Origin of the sequence: Pontibacter sp. 13R65, assembly GCF_047525655.1 — a bacterium.
In the GTDB taxonomy this organism is placed as follows: domain Bacteria; phylum Bacteroidota; class Bacteroidia; order Cytophagales; family Hymenobacteraceae; genus Pontibacter.
Genome location: NZ_JBLIQL010000020.1, coordinates 1 through 21,495, shown reverse-complemented (window position 1 = coordinate 21,495; position 21,495 = coordinate 1). Strand labels below are relative to the sequence as shown.

General features: G+C 45.1%; 22 protein-coding genes. 15 read left to right on the top strand and 7 right to left on the bottom strand.

The window, feature by feature from the left end:
* Window positions 1–371 precede the first annotated feature (371 nt).
* Window positions 372–1,106, top strand: a complete 735-nt coding sequence (gene cobA, locus ACMA1I_RS18450) for a uroporphyrinogen-III C-methyltransferase (protein ID WP_337069912.1) — start codon at window positions 372–374, stop codon at window positions 1,104–1,106.
* Window positions 1,107–1,191: 85 nt separating this feature from the next.
* Here cobA and ACMA1I_RS18445 read toward each other — a convergent pair whose 3' ends face one another.
* Window positions 1,192–1,737, bottom strand: coding sequence for a DUF4136 domain-containing protein (locus tag ACMA1I_RS18445; protein WP_337069911.1), 546 nt, complete (start codon window positions 1,735–1,737; stop codon window positions 1,192–1,194).
* Between the two features lie 289 nt (window positions 1,738–2,026).
* On the opposite strand from ACMA1I_RS18445, the gene ACMA1I_RS18440 reads away from it, so the two are divergent.
* Genes ACMA1I_RS18440 through ACMA1I_RS18420 form a run of 5 tightly spaced genes read left to right on the top strand, consistent with a single transcriptional unit; the run spans window position 2,027 to window position 6,130 of the window.
* Entirely contained in the window at window positions 2,027–2,905 is an 879-nt protein-coding gene (locus tag ACMA1I_RS18440; protein ID WP_337069910.1) for an STAS domain-containing protein, read from the top strand.
* Window positions 2,906–2,909: 4 nt separating this feature from the next.
* Entirely contained in the window at window positions 2,910–3,326 is a 417-nt protein-coding gene (locus tag ACMA1I_RS18435; protein WP_337069909.1) for an STAS domain-containing protein, read from the top strand.
* A gap of 5 nt (window positions 3,327–3,331) precedes the next feature.
* Entirely contained in the window at window positions 3,332–3,736 is a 405-nt protein-coding gene (locus ACMA1I_RS18430; protein ID WP_337069947.1) for an anti-sigma regulatory factor, read from the top strand.
* On the top strand, window positions 3,726–4,760 hold the full coding sequence (locus tag ACMA1I_RS18425; protein WP_337069908.1) for an ATP-binding protein: 1,035 nt from the start codon (window positions 3,726–3,728) through the stop codon (window positions 4,758–4,760). Before ACMA1I_RS18430 ends, ACMA1I_RS18425 begins: the two co-directional genes overlap by 11 nt.
* 5 nt (window positions 4,761–4,765) lie before the next feature.
* The gene (locus ACMA1I_RS18420) at window positions 4,766–6,130 is read left to right on the top strand and encodes an ATP-binding protein (RefSeq protein WP_337069907.1); all 1,365 of its coding nucleotides are present in this window, start codon (window positions 4,766–4,768) and stop codon (window positions 6,128–6,130) included.
* 51 nt (window positions 6,131–6,181) lie between these two features.
* Here ACMA1I_RS18420 and ACMA1I_RS18415 read toward each other — a convergent pair whose 3' ends face one another.
* On the bottom strand, window positions 6,182–6,619 hold the full coding sequence (locus tag ACMA1I_RS18415; protein WP_337069906.1) for a response regulator: 438 nt from the start codon (window positions 6,617–6,619) through the stop codon (window positions 6,182–6,184).
* 457 nt (window positions 6,620–7,076) lie between these two features.
* Here ACMA1I_RS18415 and ACMA1I_RS18410 point away from each other — a divergent pair, with 457 nt between their 5' ends.
* Complete coding sequence (locus ACMA1I_RS18410) at window positions 7,077–7,379, top strand: hypothetical protein (protein ID WP_337069905.1); 303 nt, start codon at window positions 7,077–7,079, stop codon at window positions 7,377–7,379.
* Window positions 7,380–7,439: 60 nt separating this feature from the next.
* Here the strand turns inward: ACMA1I_RS18410 and paaN are convergent, their stop codons facing one another.
* Entirely contained in the window at window positions 7,440–9,110 is a 1,671-nt protein-coding gene (paaN, locus tag ACMA1I_RS18405) for a phenylacetic acid degradation protein PaaN (RefSeq protein WP_337069904.1), read from the bottom strand.
* A 357-nt stretch (window positions 9,111–9,467) separates the two neighbouring features.
* Between paaN and ACMA1I_RS18400 the strand changes: the two genes are divergently transcribed.
* Window positions 9,468–9,887 carry an acyl-CoA thioesterase gene (locus ACMA1I_RS18400; protein ID WP_337069903.1) on the top strand — a complete coding sequence of 140 codons (420 nt, stop codon included), beginning with the start codon at window positions 9,468–9,470 and terminating at the stop codon, window positions 9,885–9,887.
* 68 nt (window positions 9,888–9,955) lie between these two features.
* Here the strand turns inward: ACMA1I_RS18400 and ACMA1I_RS18395 are convergent, their stop codons facing one another.
* Window positions 9,956–12,235: an aconitate hydratase gene (locus tag ACMA1I_RS18395; RefSeq protein WP_337069902.1), complete on the bottom strand. Its 2,280-nt coding sequence runs from the start codon at window positions 12,233–12,235 to the stop codon at window positions 9,956–9,958.
* Window positions 12,236–12,573: 338 nt separating this feature from the next.
* Between ACMA1I_RS18395 and ACMA1I_RS18390 the strand changes: the two genes are divergently transcribed.
* Window positions 12,574–13,668: a TlpA disulfide reductase family protein gene (locus tag ACMA1I_RS18390; protein ID WP_337069900.1), complete on the top strand. Its 1,095-nt coding sequence runs from the start codon at window positions 12,574–12,576 to the stop codon at window positions 13,666–13,668.
* 79 nt (window positions 13,669–13,747) lie between these two features.
* Here ACMA1I_RS18390 and ACMA1I_RS18385 read toward each other — a convergent pair whose 3' ends face one another.
* The gene (locus ACMA1I_RS18385) at window positions 13,748–14,467 is read right to left on the bottom strand and encodes a class I SAM-dependent methyltransferase (RefSeq protein WP_337069899.1); all 720 of its coding nucleotides are present in this window, start codon (window positions 14,465–14,467) and stop codon (window positions 13,748–13,750) included.
* Window positions 14,468–14,927: 460 nt separating this feature from the next.
* The gene (locus tag ACMA1I_RS18380) at window positions 14,928–15,905 is read right to left on the bottom strand and encodes a polyprenyl synthetase family protein (RefSeq protein WP_337069898.1); all 978 of its coding nucleotides are present in this window, start codon (window positions 15,903–15,905) and stop codon (window positions 14,928–14,930) included.
* A 102-nt stretch (window positions 15,906–16,007) separates the two neighbouring features.
* Here ACMA1I_RS18380 and ACMA1I_RS18375 point away from each other — a divergent pair, with 102 nt between their 5' ends.
* The 6 genes from ACMA1I_RS18375 (at window position 16,008) to ACMA1I_RS18350 (ending at window position 20,061) form a co-directional block, all read left to right on the top strand.
* Window positions 16,008–16,865, top strand: a complete 858-nt coding sequence (locus ACMA1I_RS18375) for an alpha/beta hydrolase family protein (RefSeq protein ID WP_337069897.1) — start codon at window positions 16,008–16,010, stop codon at window positions 16,863–16,865.
* The gene (gene folK / locus ACMA1I_RS18370; RefSeq protein WP_337069896.1) at window positions 16,858–17,343 is read left to right on the top strand and encodes a 2-amino-4-hydroxy-6-hydroxymethyldihydropteridine diphosphokinase; all 486 of its coding nucleotides are present in this window, start codon (window positions 16,858–16,860) and stop codon (window positions 17,341–17,343) included. The genes ACMA1I_RS18375 and folK overlap by 8 nt, the downstream gene beginning before the upstream one ends.
* A gap of 336 nt (window positions 17,344–17,679) precedes the next feature.
* Window positions 17,680–18,159 (top strand): 3'-5' exonuclease, encoded by a 480-nt coding sequence (locus tag ACMA1I_RS18365; protein ID WP_337069895.1) that lies wholly within the window; start codon window positions 17,680–17,682, stop codon window positions 18,157–18,159.
* A 76-nt stretch (window positions 18,160–18,235) separates the two neighbouring features.
* The gene (locus ACMA1I_RS18360; RefSeq protein ID WP_337069894.1) at window positions 18,236–18,463 is read left to right on the top strand and encodes a hypothetical protein; all 228 of its coding nucleotides are present in this window, start codon (window positions 18,236–18,238) and stop codon (window positions 18,461–18,463) included.
* Between the two features lie 270 nt (window positions 18,464–18,733).
* Entirely contained in the window at window positions 18,734–19,309 is a 576-nt protein-coding gene (locus tag ACMA1I_RS18355) for a Crp/Fnr family transcriptional regulator (protein WP_337069893.1), read from the top strand.
* An 80-nt stretch (window positions 19,310–19,389) separates the two neighbouring features.
* Entirely contained in the window at window positions 19,390–20,061 is a 672-nt protein-coding gene (locus tag ACMA1I_RS18350; protein WP_337069892.1) for a hypothetical protein, read from the top strand.
* A gap of 158 nt (window positions 20,062–20,219) precedes the next feature.
* Here the strand turns inward: ACMA1I_RS18350 and fabD are convergent, their stop codons facing one another.
* Window positions 20,220–21,098: an ACP S-malonyltransferase gene (gene fabD / locus ACMA1I_RS18345; RefSeq protein ID WP_337069891.1), complete on the bottom strand. Its 879-nt coding sequence runs from the start codon at window positions 21,096–21,098 to the stop codon at window positions 20,220–20,222.
* Window positions 21,099–21,495: the final 397 nt, after the last annotated feature.

Below are 21,495 nucleotides of genomic sequence, written 5' to 3'. Positions count from 1 at the left end.
ATATTTATTGGGGGGGAGCAGGAATTATTTTAACTCTGTTTTATGAAAGCTCTTTATTTTCAAAGGTTAGTTTATAATACTCCTTATATTTAGAACCTCGACCTTTTGTGAATTGGCACACCACATAGTACCGAGCACTAAAAACCAATAAAGTGGCAGATGAAAGAACAACAGCACATATGTACCACCTTATAGTAAAGGCAGCAACAGCGGCTACCATTACCCTACATGCCCACAACCAGAGCTGCTGCTTTAGTCACCGTTGTGTGGCATTGACAAAAACAATTCAAAAATTTACAGTAAACTCGGCTAAAGGTTATAATATTGAAACTTGATAGCCCTCTTTCAAATCCATATTCGTTATAGAGAACATGTCTGGCAGCAACATAATACCTGAGCTATATGTAGTGGGAGCAGGCCCCGGAGACCCTGAACTGATAACTGTAAAAGCTTACAAGCTACTACAGCGGGCTAATGTGGTGCTCTACGATAACCTGGCAAATAAAGAATTGCTGGCCATTACCCGCGATGATTGCGAAAAGATTTATGTAGGCAAGCACCCCTACGGCTCCTACACCCCTCAGGAAAAAATTCATGAGCTTATCCTGGAGAAGGCACTCAGTAAAGGAACTGTGGTTCGGCTAAAAGGAGGAGACCCCTATATATTTGGAAGAGGCTTTGAGGAAGTAATGTTTGCGAGGCAGCACGGCATCCATACCTATTATATACCGGGCATTACCAGCATGCAAGCCAGCGGGCTCGAAGACATTCCGCTTACGCACCGCGCCGTGAGCGAAGGCATCTGGGCCATCACCGGCACCAAGAAAGATGGATCATTATCGGACGACCTGCGGCTGGCTATGCAAAGCAACGCTACCGTAGTTATTTACATGGGTATGAAAAAGGCAGCTGAAATAGCCGAGACCTACAAAGAGGCAGGCAACGGTAACATACCGGTAGCAGTAGTTCAGCATGCTTCGCTACCACATAAGAAATACGCTATTGGTCAAGTACAGGATCTGCCGCAATTAATTCAGGACCATCACCTCACCCACCCCGCTCTTATTATTATTGGCTGGGTTGTTGGGCTGGAGACAAGCAAATAGAGGTACATTCTACTCATCTGAATTATTCTAATGAAAACAGCCTTCAGGAGGCAAAACGCACTATTGAGGAACAAGGCCTGGCAGGCTAAGGAATTCTATTCACTAATTTCTGAACACCGGCTGTAATACGCTCCCGAAGACTAGCGGCATCTTTTGGTACTACAGCTTCGGCCACTCCCTGCCAAACAAGTTCGTTCCGTTGGTTATTTACCAGGTCTACCGACAGTGTGCCTTCGTTGTACCGACCTACTTCCACTTGCTCGCTCCTCCAGGTATAGCGGCGTTGGCCAATGTAAGTAGGCGGATCTGTCAGAATATTTGTTTCACGCGTCTGCACTTCTTCCTGCACCACCACACCCAGGTTAATACGCAAATCAGGGTTTTCGGAAGTTTGTTGCAAGCCTCGCTTCTCCAGCTCCCGAATTATTTCGGTTCTAATAAAGTCCATTTGCTGCCCATACCCTTGCAGCGCATTGCCAGAGGCATCCATTTCATAAAAATCAAAGGTCTGGTAATCCGCTAACCTGAAATTCTCTGCCGCCTCGGTTTTCACCACCTTTACCGGTGAGCAGGCACCCAGAACCGCCAGAATTAAAAGGAAGTATTGCAATTTATTTAGAAAATAACCCATGTAAGTTCAGTATTAGAGATTCGGTTTTAGAATTTGAAGAAGACAATTTTTATACGCCTTTCCCGCCTATCTGTTTATCAGGTTAAGGCACTACTTGAATCGCTTAAACAAAACCTCTTGCAGCTCACCGCGTAAATTAGCGCTTGGTTTCTAATCCTGCTCATTCAGCTAGTAGGCATCTAAAATAAATAGCCTTAATGCGACTATCATACCTCTTTTGATTGGTAGTAAAACCATATTCAGCTATCTTTGAATACTTAGAAACGTGATCTTCTTTCTAAACCAATTTATGAACAACAACTCAACTGCACAACTGCTGCTCAAGAACAAAAAAAACATCCTGGTTAACTGGATGCAAAACCAATTAGAAGATGCAACTCTTCGGGATGATCTCATCTCGAACGAAGAGTTAAGTACACAATCAGGAGAGTTGTTAGATAGTTTATTAGAGGCTATTGGAGGTGGAAACTTTGAAAACATATACAGCTCTGAATATGAACAAACACTCGACATCCTGGGCGACATCTCTATTACGCGTGCCCGTCAAGGATTTTCTCCTCGCGAAACAAACCTCTATGTTCTGAGCCTGAAGCAAGCCCTTACTGATGTACTGGAGCATGAGTACACTAACGACCCGGCACGGCTCTACCAAGAAGTTATCATGATTAACAAATTGCTCGATAACCTGAGCCTTGCCACCTTTGAAACGTATCTGAAAGGACGCGAAGAAGTTATTCTACGGCAGACAGATGAGCTTAATGAAATCTCAACTCCAGTAATTAGAGTGTGGGATGGCATTCTGGCTTTGCCGATTATTGGCACACTTGACAGTTCCCGTACCCAAATTGTGATGGAGAACCTGTTGCAGGAGATTGTGAACACAGGCAGCAGCATTGCTATTCTGGACATATCGGGTGTTCCAGCCGTTGACTCACTTGTAGCGCAGCACCTGATTAAAACAGTTAGCGCCACTCGCCTGATGGGAGCCGAATGTATTATTAGCGGCATAAGAGCCGAAATAGCCCAAACTATTGTTCACCTGGGAATAGATTTATCGAATATACGCACCAAATCCACCCTGGCTAGCGCTCTGCAAATTGCATTTGAGATGCTGAACCTACAGGTAAAGAAAACAGGACAGCTAGGTTCCGGTAAACTGATAAGGTAACAACATGGATAGAATCCCGATATTAAAAATGGGGCCTTTCCTGTTGGTAACAATACAGGTAGACCTTTACGACAGACTTGCGCTTAACCTGGAAAACGACCTAATTACCATGGTTAGCAAAACAGGGGCTAGAGGCGTATTGATTGATATTTCGGCTGTAACCATTGTAGACTCTTTTATGGGTCGCATTTTAGGAAACATTGCCTCTATGTCGCGGATAATGGATGCTGAAACCGTGGTGGTAGGCATGCAGCCAGCCGTGGCCATTACCCTTGTTGAATTAGGACTTACCCTTCAGGGAGTGCACACTGCGCTTAATGTAGAACGAGGCATGGACCTGCTTTACCATAAAACTGACATTCTGCTCCAACCGGACGAAGAGGACGAAGATTCGGAAGCCGCTGAACAGGACGCGGAATGATTACGATGACCAAAGACACGATGGAGATCGTGCGGGAACAGGACGTAGTACCTTTCCGGAACCGTGTAAAGGAACTTGCCACAAAAATTGGCATGAGTCTGGTAAACCAGACTAAACTGATTACGGCTGCCAGTGAATTGGTGCGCAACATGCTCAAGTACGCGAACGGTGGCAAAGTAATCCTCGAAATCATAAACAAGAACGGTCATACAGGTATCCGATTAACTTTTACAGATCAGGGGCCAGGCATAGCCGATATTCAGCAAGCCATGCAAGACGGTTTTTCGACGGGCAGGAGCTTAGGCCTGGGATTGCCTGGTACACGTCGGCTCGTAAACGAATTTGCTATTTCGAGTGTAGTTGGAAAGGGCACCACTGTTACAGTTACACACTGGAAAAATGGACGCTAAACACCATCAAAGCTTTCTGCTACCCAACAGGAGCTATGCTAACATAGTAAAACGCGACATAACCCGTATTGCCGAAAGTTATGGTTTCTCTCCTGCAGAAGTAGGTAAGGTGAATATTATTGTCTCTGAAATGGTGTCTAACCTGCAGAAGCATACAGCTCAAGGTGGCGAGATACTCATAAAGCAAATTGACAAAACAGGAATTGAGATCATTTGCCTCGACAATGGCCCTGGCATGGCAGATGCCGTCCGCACTCAAGAAGACGGCTACTCCTCGGTAGGCACTGCAGGCGAAGGCCTTGGTGCCATAAAGCGGCAATCGCATGAGTTCGATATTTTTTCACAACCAGGGTTGGGCACCATTCTGCTATCCAGACTTTATAAAGGGCATTACCAGCCCTCCCCTTTAGCTAAAAGCAGGTTTGAGGTAGCGGCGGTTATGGTTCCAAAGCCAAGCGAGTTTGCCTGTGGCGACAATTATGTTGCATTACAGCGAGGCAACGACTGCTACCTGATTGCTTTAGATGGCCTGGGGCACGGGCCAAATGCACAGGAAGCAAGCACGGAGGCCGCAAAAGTTTTTTTAACCTATGCCACTCAAGATCCCTCTGTCGTGCTGCGAAATATCCATGAGGCCATCCGCAAAACACGTGGTTCGGTAGGTACTGTGGCCCAACTCAGTATTGGTAAAAACCAAATATCTTTCTGTGGGGTTGGTAACATATCAGGAAAAATATTTTCGATTGATGGCCCTTTTCTTACGAATGCTTCAAGCCGGAATATTATGGCCTACAATGGTATACTAGGACATAATGTTCCATCCAGCTTTAGCACGCAAGTCGACACCTGGAACAAGTCAAAGCTTCTGGTACTGCATTCTGATGGCATAAAATCTCGTTGGGATATAAGTAAGTACACAAACCTGCACCGGCGCGATGCCAGCATCATTGCAGCCATTATTTATAGAGACTTCTGTAGGCAAACCGACGACACTTTAGTTCTTGTGGCCCGTTCAATCGCATAATTCCCATGACCCAGAGCATTACCAAAATAAACATAAACAATGAGCTTGATGTTGTGCTTGCCTATAACAGAGCACGACAGCTATCTGAGCGCCTTGGTATTACAATGGGCAGCCGCACCAAATTCTCTACGGCTGTTTCTGAGATATGCCGCAATGTAGTAGAGCATGTTGGCAATGGCCAAATCAAGTTTAGGCTTGCTGAGGAAAGTGGTAATAAGTATTTGGAGGCTGTTATATCTGATAGAGGCCGGGGCATTGGCAACCTCGAGGCATTGCTAAAAAACACTGAAACCACAGTTGCTGGCAAGGGCACCGGTCTGCAAAATTCGCGAAAGCTAGTAGATTACTTTCATATAGAGAGCCAATTTGAAAGAGGCACGCAGGTAACCTTACGCCAAAGACTGCCCCACAATGCAAAGCTCATATCAAAAGCAACCGCAGAAGCCTGGATATTTGAGTTAAATCAGGAACAGGTTTCACCTTATGGCGAAATAAAAAAGCAGAACATGCAGTTGCTTGATGTGCTCGACAACCTGCGCGAGCGCAACGAAGTTAGCCAACACCAGCTGAAGGAAATCAGGCACTTGAACGAGCAGCTGCAACAATACAATAATGATATACAGGAATTGCTGCAGGAGCGTGAAAACCAGAATAAACTGCTGCACAAAATCAATGATGAGCTAGATGCCTTTGCACATACTGTGTCGCATGACCTGAGAGCTCCGCTCCAAAACATTAAAGGACTTGCGAGTGCCTTAGAGGACTGCCTGCACTCGCAAAGGCTGGACGATGCGAAAGAAATGTTTAAAATGCTGCATCTCCAAACTTCTAAGATGGATAACTTCATCACAAGTATCTTATCTTACTCCTTGGCCGGCAGACAAAACATGGAAAAAGCAACTACTCCTGTAAGTGAATTGCTGCATGATGTAGTCAATTTATTAGGTATCAGCAATGATTTTATCGTGCAGATTCCTAATATTCTCCCTGTTATAAAAACAGAAAGAATATTTATGCACCAAGTGTTCAGTAACCTCATCAGCAATGCCCTTAAATACCATGATAAGCTGGAACAGCCACGAATTGAGATTCAGTATGAACTCAAAGATAATTGGATTGAATTTGCTGTAGTAGACAACGGACCAGGTATAGCCCCCGAGTCTCAGAACAAAATTTTTGAGATGTATGAAACGGCAAATAACCAACATGTAAGCACAGGCATAGGGCTTGCCATTGTACGCAAAATAGTAAAGGGCAAAGGTGGCGAAGTTTGGGTAGAGTCTGTAGGGAGGGGCGCACGCTTTATATTTACGTGGCCGGCCAACGAAATTGTCTCTATTTTACCTGAAGAGGGCACTACAGCTCATTAACAAGTTAACCTCCAATAAGGTGGAGGCCAATTTTGCTAATGATATGTAATGTTACTTCTTGTTTACAAAAAATTCAGCCATTATCTCTTTTAGATCGTGCTTGGTGAGTGCTTTAGAGTAGTGCTTTTTAACCCGCTTATAGTTCTTGATTCGCTCCAGATCGTAAAAACTGGCAGATGAGGTTAACATCATGATAATAATATGTTCGCTGGCATCCAGCCCTCTCCGCTGATATTCCTCTAAAAATGTAAAGCCATCCATTACAGGCATCTTAATATCCAGGAAGATGAGATCAGGGCATCTTTTCTCAGATTCATCTTTGTTATTGCACGCTTCGGATAAGTACTCAATGGCTTCTTTACCATTCTTCAGTACCATTATTTCCTTGGCCACCTGCATTTCGCCTATGAGGCGTTTATTTAAATAATTTGTTGTATCGTCGTCATCAACTAATAGAACCAGATCGAGTGTAGGTTGTGAGGCAGTCATCCAATAAAAATGTGTGTTGCTAATACGTTAAAAACATTCAAAATTTCAATTTTTTCTCAGAGTGCCACGGCTACAACAAGTAAAGGCTAAAGCTGGCACGACATTTCAGAAAATACGCTAGAGGTTCTTTAAAGTACCAAAGTACGTATTTTTTAATGGGTTTATCAACATTAAATAGGCGATTCAGAAAACTGGCACGCTAAAATTAGTTTATCAACTCTAAGAATGATGATATTACTAACATTGCCCCTAATTGGTTACCTCTCTTCCTTCTTTTTGCTGAAAATACGCCATGATTCTTCTCCCTTCCGGCACTGTCTGCTCAGGCAGGAACTTAGTCCATCTGGTGTTTATGAGTCTCCGATATTTTTTCTATATCCTTTTCGGAAAAATTTAAGTATTTAGATAAATGAGTCCTCTAGCAGACTCATTTATCTTGAACCGTTAAATATATAGTATGGATACTTATAATATGAAACCCGAGAACATGCGTGCTCCTGCTAACCTGAGCAGAGAAGAGGTCCAAAAAAGTTTAGATGAACTTGACGGAAAAATAAAGGTTCTAAGGGGTCGTGCACATGCTACTACCGCAGACTCTAACCACACCTACCATGAGCATATTGCTGCACTGGAAGCTAAACGTAACCTTATTTCCCAAAAGCTTAACGATAATACCACCGATGAACAACAGGGCAAGTGGCATGACTTACGGAGTGGTCTCGACAACCTTAAGAATGACATAGAAGGATTCTTCAAATAAGATACTGCCTATCAAAAAAGCCCCTGCACTATAGCAGGGGCTTTTTTAATAGGCAGTATCTCATACAACTGGCTCTCTGAAACCAACCCATGTAAATCGTTTTATCACAAATTCAGGATTAGTAAAAGACGCATTACCAGCCGGGTTGCCACCCGTTACATGAAAATCTGAGAAGCCGGCATGCTGGTTCAGGTAAATACCACCTGTCAGGTTAAAGCTTACAGGCGTACCGGCAAGACTCATTGCTTCTTTTATTTGTTCTTTTATGGCAGGATCGGTAGTATAGGCGCCGCAGGAGATAGCTCCATGCTCCTGCGCCATTTCCTGAGCCAGTTCCATGCTATGTGCAGTATCTTTGGTTTTAATAACCAGTATAATAGGTCCGAACATCTCCTGGCTGTAGCTTGCTTTATCGGCAGCATCGGCTTCGTAAATAACCGGAGAACAGGTGCGGGCGTTCGCAAACATTGGGTTACTAAAATCACAGGTGCTCAAGATTACTTTTCCTTTACCTTCTTTTACCCGCTCCAGCGTTGCCGTGTTCTGAATAGCACCCAACACATGCGGAGCAGCTTTAGGATTGTTCACTAACCCAGCCACAGCATCTGCCAATTTCTTGACTACCTCCTCGTATGGCACCATCTCCTCTCCTACTTTTACACCTGCCTCAGGCACAAAAAAATTCTGCGGTGCCGTACACATCTGGCCAGAGTATAGACTTACCGAAAAAGCCAGGTTCTGCATCACCTTATCCAGGTCGTCTACAGAGTCCAGGATAACAGAGTTGATGCCTGCCTTTTCAGTAAAAGTAATTTTGCCCGGCAACTTCTCCAGGTAGTTCCCAAAGGAAGAACTGCCGGTGTAATCTATAAGTTTTACCTTTCGGTGCTCGGCCAGTTCTTTTGTGATCAGGTGCTTTTCTGCATCCACAGCCAGTTGGCAGATTGCGGGAGGCAAGCCGTTTTCGGAAAGAACCTTCTGTAGTTCCGCCACCACTATGGCAATAGGCAGTACGGCCTTAGGGTGCGGTTTAACAATAACCGGGTTTCCTGTTACCAGGCTGGCATACATACCTGGCACAGTATTCCAGGTAGGGAAAGTAGAGCAGGCGATTACAAGCGAAATACCCTTTGGCACTGCTACCCAAGACTTCTGAAGGCGCAGGTTGTATTTGCCCATTGGCTTCTCCCACTCCATTTCCTCCGGAAACCGGGTTAATTCTTCGTAACCGGCTGCAACAGCCTCCAGAGCCCTGTCTGCAGCGTGTGGCCCCGATGCCTGAAACGCCATCAGAAATGCTTGCCCTGTGGTGTGCATGGTAGCGTAGGCAATTTCAAAAAACCTGTCACGTAGCCTATCCAACGACTCCATTAGCAATGCAGCCCGCATGTCAGGCTTTATCTTTCGCCAAACGTGAAATGCTTCTTCAGCCCGTTGTATAAGTGTTTCCGGTTCGAAGTACGGGTAGCTTACTCCCAGCCGTTGTTGCTCGTAAGGCGACTCCTCCTGTCCTACCCAATCGTGAGGCCCTTCTTGCTGCAGCTCTTCAAAGCGTTGATTCAGGCTGCTTTTGAATTTTTCTCTTGCTTCTTTATCAGCATTCTCTCCATAAATTTCCGGTGAGGGATTTTCGGGGTAGTGGGCAAAAAAGGACCGCTTGTGCAGCGCCTGAATGGCTGCCTTAAGTGTTTCCTGATGTTTATCAACTAAGTCCAGAACCATGGTGTTCATTTTTAACAGATTAGGAATTGACTGTGGCGTCAAGGAAATATACGAATTAAACTAATGCACGTTAGCAATTAAAAGATAAATCCTTTTTCCTTTATCGCTACCTGCGGTCCAGCTTCACATCAACCAAACCAGTACAGTAGCTACTAGCTACTGTTTGAAGGTCACGAGTAAGTAAGGTTTTGCAGGAGCTTGTAAAATTCAAATAATACACGAGTATGGTTTGTAACTAATGAGTTAGAAATGAACTATAAACAGGAGGCTTTGCAGAAAGTTTTACTAGTATAAGGCATTTTCCATTTTCAGTAATTGTGTGGCTGTCTATGGAAAATCTTAGCTTTGCAGTTTAAACCCATTTCTATGCAAGAACTCGATAACAACTTTAGCCATCTACCCTTAGAAGTACAGCGAAAAATCTCCTTTTCCCAAACCAGTGTCTTTAAAGCCGTTTTCCCGAACGACACTAACCACTACGATACTTTGTTTGGAGGAGTAGCTATGCAGCTGATGGATGAGGTAGCCTTTATTGCGGCAACCCGCTTCTGTCGCAAACGCCTTGTCACAGTTTCTACAAGTCAGATAGATTTTAAAATACCTATTCCTGCTGGCACCATTATCGAGGTATCAGGAACAATTATTAAAATAGGTACAACGAGTATAGATGTGAAGGCAGATATTTATGTGGAGGAAATGTACCGGGAGGAACGTCATTTGGCTGTATCCGGCAAATTTACTTTTGTAGCAATAGACGAACACCGGGCACCTGTTTCTGTTCTATAGCAGCCTTATAAAACATAAAAGGCCTTGCTTTACAGCAAGGCCTTTTACTTTAACTAACAGCGAAGCAATTAAGCTTGTGCTTCCTGCTTTTGTTGCAAACGAATCAGGTTAAGGGCTGAACCAGCTCTAAACCAGGCAATCTGACCTTCGTTATAGGTGTGGTTTACCGAGAAAGTATCCATGGAACCATCTGCGTGGTGCAGCACCACTTTCAATGGCTCACCTGGTGTAAAGTTCTCAAGACCCAGGATGTCGATAGTGTCGTTCTCTTCAATCAGATCGTAATCTTCTTTGTTAGCGAACGTCAGAGCCAACATACCTTGTTTCTTCAGGTTAGTTTCGTGGATACGGGCAAATGATTTTACCAATACCGCTCTTACACCTAAGTGGCGAGGCTCCATAGCCGCGTGCTCACGTGAAGAACCTTCTCCGTAGTTCTCGTCGCCTACTACTACAGTACCAATTCCAGCCGCTTTGTAGTTACGGGCAGTGGCAGGAACTGTGTCGTAGCCGCGTGTTATATCGCTGAATACGTTGTTGGCATCACCGTTGAAAGCGTTGATAGCACCGATCAACATGTTGTTAGAAATGTTGTCTAAGTGACCACGGTACTTCAACCAAGGACCTGCCATAGAAATGTGGTCGGTAGTACACTTGCCTTGTGCTTTAATGAGCAGCTTCAGGCCTTTCAGGTCTGTGCCTTCCCAAGGCTTAAAGCCTTCGAGCAGTTGCAGACGATCAGACTTAGGATCTACTGCTACCTGTACGGTGCTACCGTCTTCAGCAGGAGCAACATAACCGGCATCTTCTACAGCGAAGCCGTTTACAGGCATATCAATACCTTGTGGCTCGTCCAGTTTCACGGCTACACCATCCTCGTTGATGAGCGTATCAGTAAGCGGATTAAATGTAAGATCACCGGCAATAGCGAAAGCAGTTACGATTTCTGGTGAGGCCACAAACGCGTGTGTGTTCGGGTTACCATCGTTACGCTTAGCAAAGTTACGGTTAAAAGAAGTAATAATTGAGTTTTTGCGGGTAGGGTCGTCGGTATGACGTGCCCACTGCCCGATACAAGGACCGCAAGCGTTAGCCAGTACCACACCACCCATTTGCGCAAAAGTATCTAATAAACCATCGCGGGCAGTTGTATAACGTACCAGTTCAGAACCAGGCGTAATGGTGAACTCAGCCTTGGCAACTAGTTTCTTATCGATAGCCTGTGCTGCGATAGACGCAGAACGGGTCATGTCTTCGTAAGAAGAGTTGGTGCAGGAACCGATCAAACCTACTTCCAGTTTGGCTGGCCAGTTGTGCTCTTTTACAACAGCGGCGAACTGAGATATTGGCCACGCAGCATCCGGAGTAAATGGTCCGTTTACGTGCGGCTCCAGCGTAGAAAGGTCGATCTCGATCAGTTGATCGTAGAAAGAAGCCGGGTCAGCATACACCTCGTCGTCAGCACGCAAATGCTCAGCAACCTGGTCGGCCAGAACTACTACTTCTTCGCGCTTGGTACCATTCAGGTAAGCACGCATGCTGTCGTCGTAAGCGAAAACAGAGGTAGTAGCACCAATCTCTGCACCCATGTTACAGATAGTACCTTTACCAGTACAAGACATAGACTCGGCACCTTCGCCGAAATATTCAACAATTGCACCAGTACCACCTTTTACAGTTAAGATACCAGCTACTTTCAGGATAACGTCTTTTGGAGAAGCCCAACCGCTTAACTTGCCGGTCAGTTTCACACCAATTACTTTCGGGAACTTAAGCTCCCAGGCCATACCGGCCATTACATCTACAGCATCAGCACCACCTACACCAATGGCCACCATACCCAAACCACCTGCATTTGGTGTGTGAGAGTCGGTACCAATCATCATACCACCTGGGAAAGCATAGTTTTCCAGTACTACCTGGTGAATAATACCAGCGCCTGGCTTCCAGAAACCAATGCCATACTTGTTAGAAACTGAAGCCAGGAAATCATATACTTCTTTGTTTTCATCGTAGGCATCCTGTAAGTCCTGATCAGCTCCTACTCTTGCCTGAATTAAGTGGTCGCAGTGTACAGTAGAAGGAACTGCTACTGTTGGCTTTCCTGCTTGCATGAACTGAAGCAAAGCCATTTGTGCCGTAGCGTCCTGCATTGCCACTCTGTCCGGAGCGAAATCAACGTAAGACTTGCCACGCTCAAAACCCTGCGTCGCATTGCCTCCATAGAGGTGTGCATACAGAATTTTTTCAGTCAGGGTAAGCGGACGGCCTACTGCGTTACGGGCAGCAGTAATCCGCTCGGCCATGCCGGCATAAACTGCCTTGATCATTTCTAAATCAAATGCCATAGTGTTGCTATTATTATTGTTTTAAATGCTTTACTTATAATTCCACAAAGGTACAAAATACTCTAGATTTTGAGCAACATTAGTACTTACTAATATAAACATTAGGCGTACAATAGGCGCTATTTAGAACCATTATAGCTTTTCAGAAAATCATACTGTACTTTTGGGACATGAAATACTCCTTTATAAATACCCCTACAAGGCTGATTTTGTTTTTAGCGCTGGGCATTACACATCTAATTACTTCCTGTTCCTCATCCTCAACCTCCCAAAACGAAATAAAACCAGGACATTGGCGTGCTGTGCTCTCAACACAAGGGCAACAGATACCTTTTATCATGGAGGCAACTGAAAGCGAGGGCAAAACAGTTTTACACCTGATTAACGGAGAGGAGCGCCTCTTACTCGACGACATTCAAATACAAGGCGACTCAGTAAAAATAGGGTTACATATTTTTGATGCTGACCTCATAGCTAAAGTAGACGGCGACAAAATGGCGGGCCGATTGGTAAAGCACGATGCCCCCTCTTACTACGGCATACCTTTTACGGCAAAGCACGGGCAAACATACCGCTTCTCCGAAAAACCTGCTCCAGCTATTTATAATTATGCCGGAAAGTGGGAAGTTGCATTTGCTGACAACGAAGGCAAAACCACGAAAGCAGTTGGATTGTTTGAACAGCATGAAAATCACTTGACGGGCACTTTTTTAACCGAAACCGGCGACTACCGCTACTTAGAGGGTGAAGTAGCCGGAGAAAACCTGCAGCTCTCTGCGTTCGATGGCAACCACGTGTACCTGTTTAAAGCTGCCCCTGCCGATGCCAACACCATAAAGGGCGAGTTCTTTTCCGGCATAACCGGCTACAGAACCTGGACCGCCACCCGCAACGAAAACGCTGCTCTTGCCAACCCAGATTCACTTACTTTCTTAAATCCCGGCTACGAGGAGCTGACCTTCTCGTTCCCGAACCTGGAAGGCAAAAACGTGTCGCTGACCGATCCGCAATACAAAGGCAAGGTGGTAGTGGTGCAACTGCTGGGTACCTGGTGCCCCAATTGCATGGACGAAACACAATACCTGGCGCCATTCCACAAAGAAAACCAAAAAAGAGGCTTTGAGGTGATTGGCTTAGGCTTTGAAAGAAACCCCGAGTTTGAGAAAGCAGCTGCTCGCCTCCGCAAAATGAAGGAACGGCTTAATATTGATTATGAGCTGCTCGTAGCCGGCCCCGCCGACAATAAGGCCGCTGCAGAAGCATTGCCAGCTCTGAACCACGTTATGTCTTTCCCAACTACGATTATAGTAGACAAAAAGGGGAAAGTAAGAAAGATTCATACCGGCTTCTCCGGCCCCGGCACAGGAGCTTACTATGAGGAGTGGGTAAAGGAGTTTAACCACACCATAGAGCAGTTGCTAGCAGAGAAATAACTGCTGCTAATCCCTTTTAACATCTATCATGTTCTTTCAGACAGGAGAAGCCGCAGCCTTAGCGTTGTGGCTTCTCCTGTTATAGAGGCTTCCGAAGTCGGATGATACGGAAGGCTCCACCCAATGCGGCTGCCTCATTAAATTCTAACTGCAAAGTGGTATGTGCTGTAATTTTTCCGATAGAGCGATTTATATCCGAAAAAAGTGTTCCAGCCACCTGGTTTAGTAGTCGCCTAAATACAGTTGGCTCCTGACCGTCGGGCAAAAACTTATCGAATACCATGGCGGCGCCTCCCGGCTTTAATACCCGTTCCACTTCCTTCAGGCAGGCTACCGGGTCTGGAATTACGGCTAAAATCAGGTGCAGTACCACCGCATCGAAACTGTTGTTGGGGAACAAAAGGTGCTGCCCGTCCATGACCTGCGCCTGCACCGGTACTTGCAACACAGCCGCTCTTTCCTTTAGCTTCGCAATCATGCCAGGCGTAATATCTATGGCGGTTAAGTTGGTTTGCTCCTGCAGGCAAACCAGATCCAGACCGGAGCCGGCACCCAGCAGCAAAATGGCGTCCGAAGGCTTTGACTGTAGCAACGAAAGCGAACGCGCACGGTATTTCCGAAAAAATCGATCTGCTACTAGATCATACACCGGCAAGTACAGCGTGTACCGCAGCCGGTTCCAAGAGTTGGTATTGATGCTCATTGGTTTAGTGCATGAGAAGGTATGAGCAAAATTACCCATCGTTTCGCCCATCAATATTACATATTTCACGAAGTCTTTTACAGATATTACAGCCAAGTAAAGGTTCAGGAGAAAACAATTCTGGTCTTATAATTCAAAGGATAAAGTCGTAACCATTATTGAATTGTTCTAACTAAAGTTGTCCGGTACTGTTCCTTGGTATGTATTGCGGCAGGAGGCAACCAAGGGAGAGCAAATGCCAGGTGCACCATTTGACAATTTTTTGTTGGGGGAAGGGGCCCTCTTTAAAGAGCGTGAAGCTGTCACAGCTTATCAAGCGGCTATGCAAGCTTAGAATAAACCGAAAGCAGCCCTTGCTAAAGGATCTCGCCCACAAGATCCCTTCTGGATGACAAAAGTTGTGGCAGTGGTGGTTGAGGAACAATTTTGCTACCGCACAACTTAATTATTCTAATCAAAAAGGCCTTCCAGAGCTTTTCATAAGGAAAAAGACTTAGGGTATAACAATAGCCCGTAACCAAAGCTGCAGTGAACCATAACTTTCTAACCCCAAAAATTACTTTTCTCTGGCAATCGTAAAGGCCATGAGTTGCTCCAGTGAGGTGCGTGATGGAGATAAAGGGAAGGTGCGCAGGATCTCAAGCGCCTCTGCGTAGTATTTGTTCATCTGCTCGATGGTATAGTTGATGCCGCCCGATTCCTTAACAAAGTTAATCACGTGCTGCACTCGTTTGCTGTCGCCGTTGTTGTTCTTTACATTATAAATAACCCGGCGTTTGGTCAGCCAATCAGCCTCGCGCAGGGCATGGATTAGCGGCAAGGTCATTTTTTTTTCTTTGATGTCGATGCCCACAGGCTTACCAATCTCGGCGGTTCCGTAGTCGAAGAGATCGTCTTTGATCTGGAATGCAATGCCCACTTTTTCGCCAAATAAGCGCGCCTTTTCTATCTCCTCTACCGAGGCACCAGCCGAGGCAGCACCAACAGCGCAGCAGGAAGCAATAAGCGAAGCCGTTTTCTGACGGATAATGTCAAAATAAATATCTTCGGTAATGTCCAGGCGGCGGGCTTTCTCAATCTGCAGTAACTCTCCTTCGCTCATTTCGCGCACCGCATTCGACACGATTTTGAGAAGCTCAAAATCGTTGTTGTGCAGCGAGAGCAACAGGCCTTTTGAGAGCAGGTAATCGCCTACGAGCACGGCAATTTTGTTTTTCCAGAGGGCGTTTACGGAGAAAAAGCCGCGGCGGTAATTGGCATCGTCCACCACATCGTCGTGCACGAGCGTGGCCGTGTGCAGCAACTCTATCAGGGCGGCTCCACGGTAGGTAGCTTCTGTTATGCCCTGGTTAAAGAGGTTAGCCGAGAAAAAAACGAACATCGGCCGCATCTGCTTTCCTTTGCGCTTCACGATATAGCTCATGATCTTATCCAAAAGAAGGACATTAGACTTCATGGAAGTCCGGAACTTCTTTTCGAAAAGCTGCATTTCCTGCGCGATGGGCGCTTGTATTTCGTTTAGGCTGATGCTCATTTTGGCTGCACAATATTACTATGCTTAAGCATGGTTTCCAAACGATGCCTTTGCAAATGGGCTAATAATTGAATAATATTAACCCGATATTAGGAACAGCAGATGCCTGAATTAAAAAAACTGGATTTCGTACTACAGCCGCCACACCAGCGGCCCTTTACCGCCGATGCCCGCTACCTGGCAAGCCAACAGGCTAAGCCTGTGGTTGTTTTTGTGCACGGCTTTAAAGGCTTTAAAGACTGGGGGCACTTTAACCTGCTCGCCGATTACTTTGCAAACGAAGGCTTTTTCTTCATCAAAATAAATCTTTCGCATAACGGAACCTCTGTAGAAGATTGCTCGGATGTGCACGACATGGAGGCTTTTGGCAACAACAACTTCTGCATAGAATTAGATGATATTGGTACTTTGCTAAATGAACTGCACGCACCAGATAGCGCACTACCTGTGCAGGAACTAGACCCAGACAATATTTTCCTGATCGGGCACAGTCGTGGTGGCGGTGCCGTGTTGGCAAAAGCTGCCGAAGACAAGCGGGTAAAAGGCCTGGCCACCTGGTCGGCGGTGAGCGATTTTAACATGCGCTGGTCGCCGGAGGTGATGGCGCAGTGGAAGCAGCAAGGTGTGCAGTGGATAGCCAACGCCCGCACCGGCGTACAGATGCCGCTCTATTACCAGTTGGTAGAGAATTACCAGGCTAACCTGCACCGCCTCGACCTGCCCAAACTGGTACAGCAACTGCCACAGCCGCTCCTGATCTTGCACGGCGAAGAAGACGAAACCTTGCCCCTGCAAATGGCCCACGACCTGAAAGCCTGGAAACCGGATGCTACCCTGCACCTGCTCCCCAACACAGATCATTCGTATGGTGGCAAACACCCTTACCCGGAAACAGCCTTACCTGCTCCAGCCCGCCATGCCGCTGACCTAACTATTAACTTTTTTAAGCAATATGTCTAGCCTGTACCTGCTCCTGGGTGGAAACCTGGGTAACCGGGAAACATTCTTGCAGCAGGCCCGGGAGCGGCTTGCTGCTGCAGTTGGATCAATTACCGCCTGCTCCAAACTCTACGAAACCGCCGCCTGGGGCAAAACAGATCAACCTGCATTTCTGAACCAGGTGCTGGCCCTCCAGACAAACCTACTGCCGGAGCAGGTGCTCCACCGCATCCAGGGCATTGAACTGGACCTAGGCCGTGAGCGCATCGAGCATTGGGGAGCCCGCGTCATCGACATTGATATTCTGTTTTACAACGACCTGGTGCTGCAGACACAACGCCTTACTATACCGCACCCACAGCTACAAAACCGCCGGTTTACACTGATGCCCCTAGCCGAAATTGCCCCAAATCTGGTGCACCCTGTACTGCAACAAACAATAGCCAAGCTTCTGGTAATTTGCGACGATCCGCTGAAAGTATCCGTGTACCAGGAGTAACCCTTAACTAAAATCAGCTAAGTTTGCTTTGGAAGGCTTATTTCATTAGAATAATTTGACTGCTAATAGCTTGTTGAATGGTTAAAAGGTTTTACTGTTGCTTTCTAACTTTTAAGAGTTGAAAATGCTGCTGAAGAGATTAGCATGAAACCACCTGTAACCCAATCTATATTTTTGTCCTGAAAACCTTTGAGAAAGGCCTTTTAACCAAAGTTTAAGATCTGGCACCTAACACCTAAAATCTACCAAAAGCCTCTGAAAGGCCATTTTCATCTGAATAATTTACCCACTCACTATTAGGAGCACGCCTGTAGTTTTGCTCCTGAAATTAAAGATATGAGTCACACTTTTACAGCCATCGATTTTGAAACAGCGCAAGGCAAGCGCTACAGTATCTGCCAGGTAGGCCTGGTGCGTGTAGAGAACGGAAAAGTAACTGCACAGGTAAACCAGTTAGTTTGCCCTCCCGATAATTTTTATTTTTACAGGAACACCGAAATTCATGGCATCTCCGCTTCCCATACCTGCCACTCTCCTACTTTTGCTTCGGTTTGGCAACAGATGAAGCCCTACATACAAGACCAGACGGTGGTGGCCCATAATGGCGCATTCGATTTCAGCTGCCTCCGCCACACTCTTGAGTATTACAAAATGGAGCAGCCGGTTTATGAGCAGCAGTGCACTTACAAAATCTACCGAAAAGGTTTAGCAGACTTATGCCGCCAACACAACATCCAGCTCAGCCACCACGATGCCCTCAGCGACGCCATGGCCTGCGCCCGGCTATATATGCTGCACTTAAGGAGTAAGGGGTAATGAAGAAGTGGATTAGCATTCCTTTCGTTGTGCCACTTATGACCACACTTGTGTTTGCATTTGGAGCAGTAATACTTTGGTAAGTCAGAAATATGAAATTAGCTCTACAGAAGAATGCTTATCTACAGTTACGGGAGCAAATAATTGTAAGACAATAGAGTTTGATAAGACCGCTGCAATGGTGTCATTTTTCTTCTCTATTTCAGTCCTGATTTATATAATTTATTTTATCAAAAATAAGGGGGCTGAGGAAAACTTCAAGAAAGAAGAAGTAGGAGATAAAAGGAAAAATAACTTACCCTAAATATCCACATGTACGCTTTGCTCGCCATCTGTAATAACCGTTTGGCAACAACCTTAAAGGTAAAAGATTGGGATACTTACTTCATTTATTAACCTGAGTTCCTCTTACTAGTGATTTAGAGACAAAAGAGGTAAGGCGAAAGACTGTTAAAGCAATTAGGGCGGTGGTGTACGTGAAAGGAGCTGTCATTAACTTGCCTTACCCAAGCGTTTACTTAGGCACATACTGTTTACAAAAGGATTAGGCAAGTTCTGAATTAACACCTGTAAAATGAATAGACTCTCTTTACATACCTATCTGCAAACAGAATTATTAATTGATATCAACCAAGAAATCATTTCTCAATTTTTTTCTACACGAGAATTAGGTAAAGGTGAGTACTTTATTAAAACAGGACAAGTTTGTAAGCATCTGGGATTTTTAGAAAAGGGATTTGTGAAGTACTATAAAACAGATGATAAAGGACAAGAAGTAGTTTGTGATTTTGCCAAAGAATCTGATTGGATTACACAATATCAAAGTTTTATTTTTCAAACAGCTTCGCCTTTATCAATTATAGCAATTGAGCCTTCCACACTACAGATAATCTCTTTCGATAATCTCCAATTGCTTTACGCACAAGTACCTTCAATAGAAAAACATAGCCGTAAAGTAATTGAAAATGTTTTCTTTTCAGCTTTAGAAAGAAATAATGAATTGCAGGTACTGCGTGCAGAAGAGAGATACGTTAAGTTCGCGAAAGAAAATCCTGATATTATCAATCGTGTTCCTCAATACGATATTGCCAGCTATTTAGGCATTGCCCCCCAATCCTTAAGCAGAATTAAAAGTAATTATAGAGGTTAAATTGTTTCTTCACAAATGTGAATGAACTTGACTTAAAACACTTCGAGCTTTGTAGAATCAACCATAAAAATTCTACTAACATGAAGTCTCTCTGGAGAATTGTTTTAATTTTAACAGTTTATGTCTCGATCATCCATAGTTTAAGCGCACAAAATAACGAATGGCATAAAGACAGGAAAACTACATTGCTTTTTGGTCTTACACAACCATTGCTATTGAAAGGCTTCAATGTCGAAGCAAACTACATTCATAACCGGCTTATCTTTGATTATTCTCACGGTGCATCACTTGAGTTTGGAGGGAATTTATTACCAGACTATCTGGAAGGTCAGGGAGTTGTTGTGTATTTACCTTTCTCAACCGGATTTGGAGTAGGCTACCGTTTTACACAATGGCTCAATTTAAGAGTAGAACCTAAATGGCATCGCTTTGAGTTTTACTATGCGAACGATGTTCAAAATGCCAATAATATAATAGCAGTAGATGCAAATAATTACAGCATAGGTTTGGGCTTGTACGGAAATTATCAACCCTTTAAAAGAAAAGATTCTTTTTTAACCGGCATAACTATAGCACCAAGCATTAGGTTCTGGCCCACAATTGCGTCTGGTTTCGAGGGTAATTCATTCAGATACGATAACAAAAGAACGGGGAAAATGGAAGAATTGAAAACCTTGGGTTCGGGTATAGGATTTTCGCCGTTGGTACTAAACGTAAGTATCGGCTATACTTTTAATCTTAAAAAGAGTTGATACTAGAGTACAACAAAGAGGAAAGCTCTTGTCGCGAATGGTAGTTCTGGTCAGTTTGAGTAGTGTGACAGGGAGCTAACTTGCCTACCATTAATTAACTCAAGATAAAAGGTCTGCCTCACTTAAATGAAGCAGACCTTTTTATGTGATCTATAAATCTATTCTACTGAACTAACTTCTGCTGATCGGTCGATTTTCTTTACCAGCCCCTGCAACACTTTGCCTGGGCCGCACTCTATAAAGTGAGTTGCGCCATCGGCCAGCATCTGCTGCACCGACTGAGTCCAGCGAACAGGTGCGGTTAATTGCTTAATCAGGTTTTGTTTTATTTCAGCAGGGTCGGTATGTGGTTTGGCATCTACGTTCTGGTAAATAGGGCAAATACCCTCGCTGAAGGTAGTTTCTTTAATGGCTTTGGCAAGTTCTTCTTCAGCAGGTTTCATGAGCGGCGAATGGAAAGCGCCTCCTACCGGCAAAGGCAGCGCACGTTTAGCACCAGCTTCTTTCATTTTCTCACAGGCTATTTCAATGCCCTTGTTCGATCCTGAAATAACCAGCTGCCCCGGACAGTTATAATTGGCAGCCACTACCACTTCTCCTTCAACAGAAGCACAAACTTCCTCTACCTTGGCATCGTCTAAACCAAGTATGGCAGCCATAGTAGAAGGATTTGCTTCGCAGGCCGCTTGCATTGCCTGAGCTCTTTTAGACACCAGGCGTAAGGCATCTTCAAAACTGAGCACTTTGCTGGCAACCAACGCTGAAAACTCACCTAGCGAATGCCCAGCCACCATATCGGGTGCAAAATCTTTGGCTACAGCTGCCTGAGCCACCGAGTGAAGGAAAATAGCCGGTTGTGTTACATTTGTTTGTTTTAGCTCTTCATCTGTTCCACTGAACATGATGTCTGTTATATTAAAGCCCAGAATCTCGTTAGCCTTATCGAACAGCTCCTTTGCTACCGGGTGTTGCTCATATAGCTCCTTGCCCATACCTACAAACTGAGAACCCTGACCCGGGAATACGTATGCCTTCATGAAATAAAAATTAAAGTATTGTTTAATGATTGCGTTGAAGACTTGCTCCTGTTCCCTAACTACAGGGCCTCTTGCAAGCCGCAGCAAACTTAAACCAAGAGATCTGAATAACCAATAGCAAAGGCTCATTAACCTTAAACACTACTTAGCTTATGGCAGAACCAAGGAGTTCTTCGCCTCCTCAATTATTCTAATGAAAACAGTCTTCCGGAGGCCGGACTAGCTTAAAACTGCTAATATCTGGCTATCCGGAAGGCTGTTGCTATCTTACAATTTCGACCCATCCTTTGTAGCGGACGCGCTCGCGCTCGGGGTCCAGGGTGAAGAACTCCACCTCGGCCTCGTAGAAGTACACCCCGTCGCTCACCCGGCCCCCGTCGCTGCTGGTCCCCTCCCA

Excerpts from the sequence above, each read along its gene's own strand:
- cobA (WP_337069912.1), top strand. The coding sequence starts at position 372 with ATGTCTGGCAGCAACATAATACCTGAGCTATATGTAGTGGGAGCAGGC.
- ACMA1I_RS18445 (WP_337069911.1), bottom strand. The coding sequence starts at position 1,737 with ATGGGTTATTTTCTAAATAAATTGCAATACTTCCTTTTAATTCTGGCG.
- ACMA1I_RS18440 (WP_337069910.1), top strand. The coding sequence starts at position 2,027 with ATGAACAACAACTCAACTGCACAACTGCTGCTCAAGAACAAAAAAAAC.
- ACMA1I_RS18435 (WP_337069909.1), top strand. The coding sequence starts at position 2,910 with ATGGATAGAATCCCGATATTAAAAATGGGGCCTTTCCTGTTGGTAACA.
- ACMA1I_RS18430 (WP_337069947.1), top strand. The coding sequence starts at position 3,332 with ATGACCAAAGACACGATGGAGATCGTGCGGGAACAGGACGTAGTACCT.
- ACMA1I_RS18425 (WP_337069908.1), top strand. The coding sequence starts at position 3,726 with ATGGACGCTAAACACCATCAAAGCTTTCTGCTACCCAACAGGAGCTAT.
- ACMA1I_RS18420 (WP_337069907.1), top strand. The coding sequence starts at position 4,766 with ATGACCCAGAGCATTACCAAAATAAACATAAACAATGAGCTTGATGTT.
- ACMA1I_RS18415 (WP_337069906.1), bottom strand. The coding sequence starts at position 6,619 with ATGACTGCCTCACAACCTACACTCGATCTGGTTCTATTAGTTGATGAC.
- ACMA1I_RS18410 (WP_337069905.1), top strand. The coding sequence starts at position 7,077 with ATGGATACTTATAATATGAAACCCGAGAACATGCGTGCTCCTGCTAAC.
- paaN (WP_337069904.1), bottom strand. The coding sequence starts at position 9,110 with ATGAACACCATGGTTCTGGACTTAGTTGATAAACATCAGGAAACACTT.
- ACMA1I_RS18400 (WP_337069903.1), top strand. The coding sequence starts at position 9,468 with ATGCAAGAACTCGATAACAACTTTAGCCATCTACCCTTAGAAGTACAG.
- ACMA1I_RS18395 (WP_337069902.1), bottom strand. The coding sequence starts at position 12,235 with ATGGCATTTGATTTAGAAATGATCAAGGCAGTTTATGCCGGCATGGCC.
- ACMA1I_RS18390 (WP_337069900.1), top strand. The coding sequence starts at position 12,574 with ATGGAGGCAACTGAAAGCGAGGGCAAAACAGTTTTACACCTGATTAAC.
- ACMA1I_RS18380 (WP_337069898.1), bottom strand. The coding sequence starts at position 15,905 with ATGAGCATCAGCCTAAACGAAATACAAGCGCCCATCGCGCAGGAAATG.
- ACMA1I_RS18375 (WP_337069897.1), top strand. The coding sequence starts at position 16,008 with ATGCCTGAATTAAAAAAACTGGATTTCGTACTACAGCCGCCACACCAG.
- folK (WP_337069896.1), top strand. The coding sequence starts at position 16,858 with ATGTCTAGCCTGTACCTGCTCCTGGGTGGAAACCTGGGTAACCGGGAA.
- ACMA1I_RS18365 (WP_337069895.1), top strand. The coding sequence starts at position 17,680 with ATGAGTCACACTTTTACAGCCATCGATTTTGAAACAGCGCAAGGCAAG.
- ACMA1I_RS18355 (WP_337069893.1), top strand. The coding sequence starts at position 18,734 with ATGAATAGACTCTCTTTACATACCTATCTGCAAACAGAATTATTAATT.
- ACMA1I_RS18350 (WP_337069892.1), top strand. The coding sequence starts at position 19,390 with ATGAAGTCTCTCTGGAGAATTGTTTTAATTTTAACAGTTTATGTCTCG.
- fabD (WP_337069891.1), bottom strand. The coding sequence starts at position 21,098 with ATGAAGGCATACGTATTCCCGGGTCAGGGTTCTCAGTTTGTAGGTATG.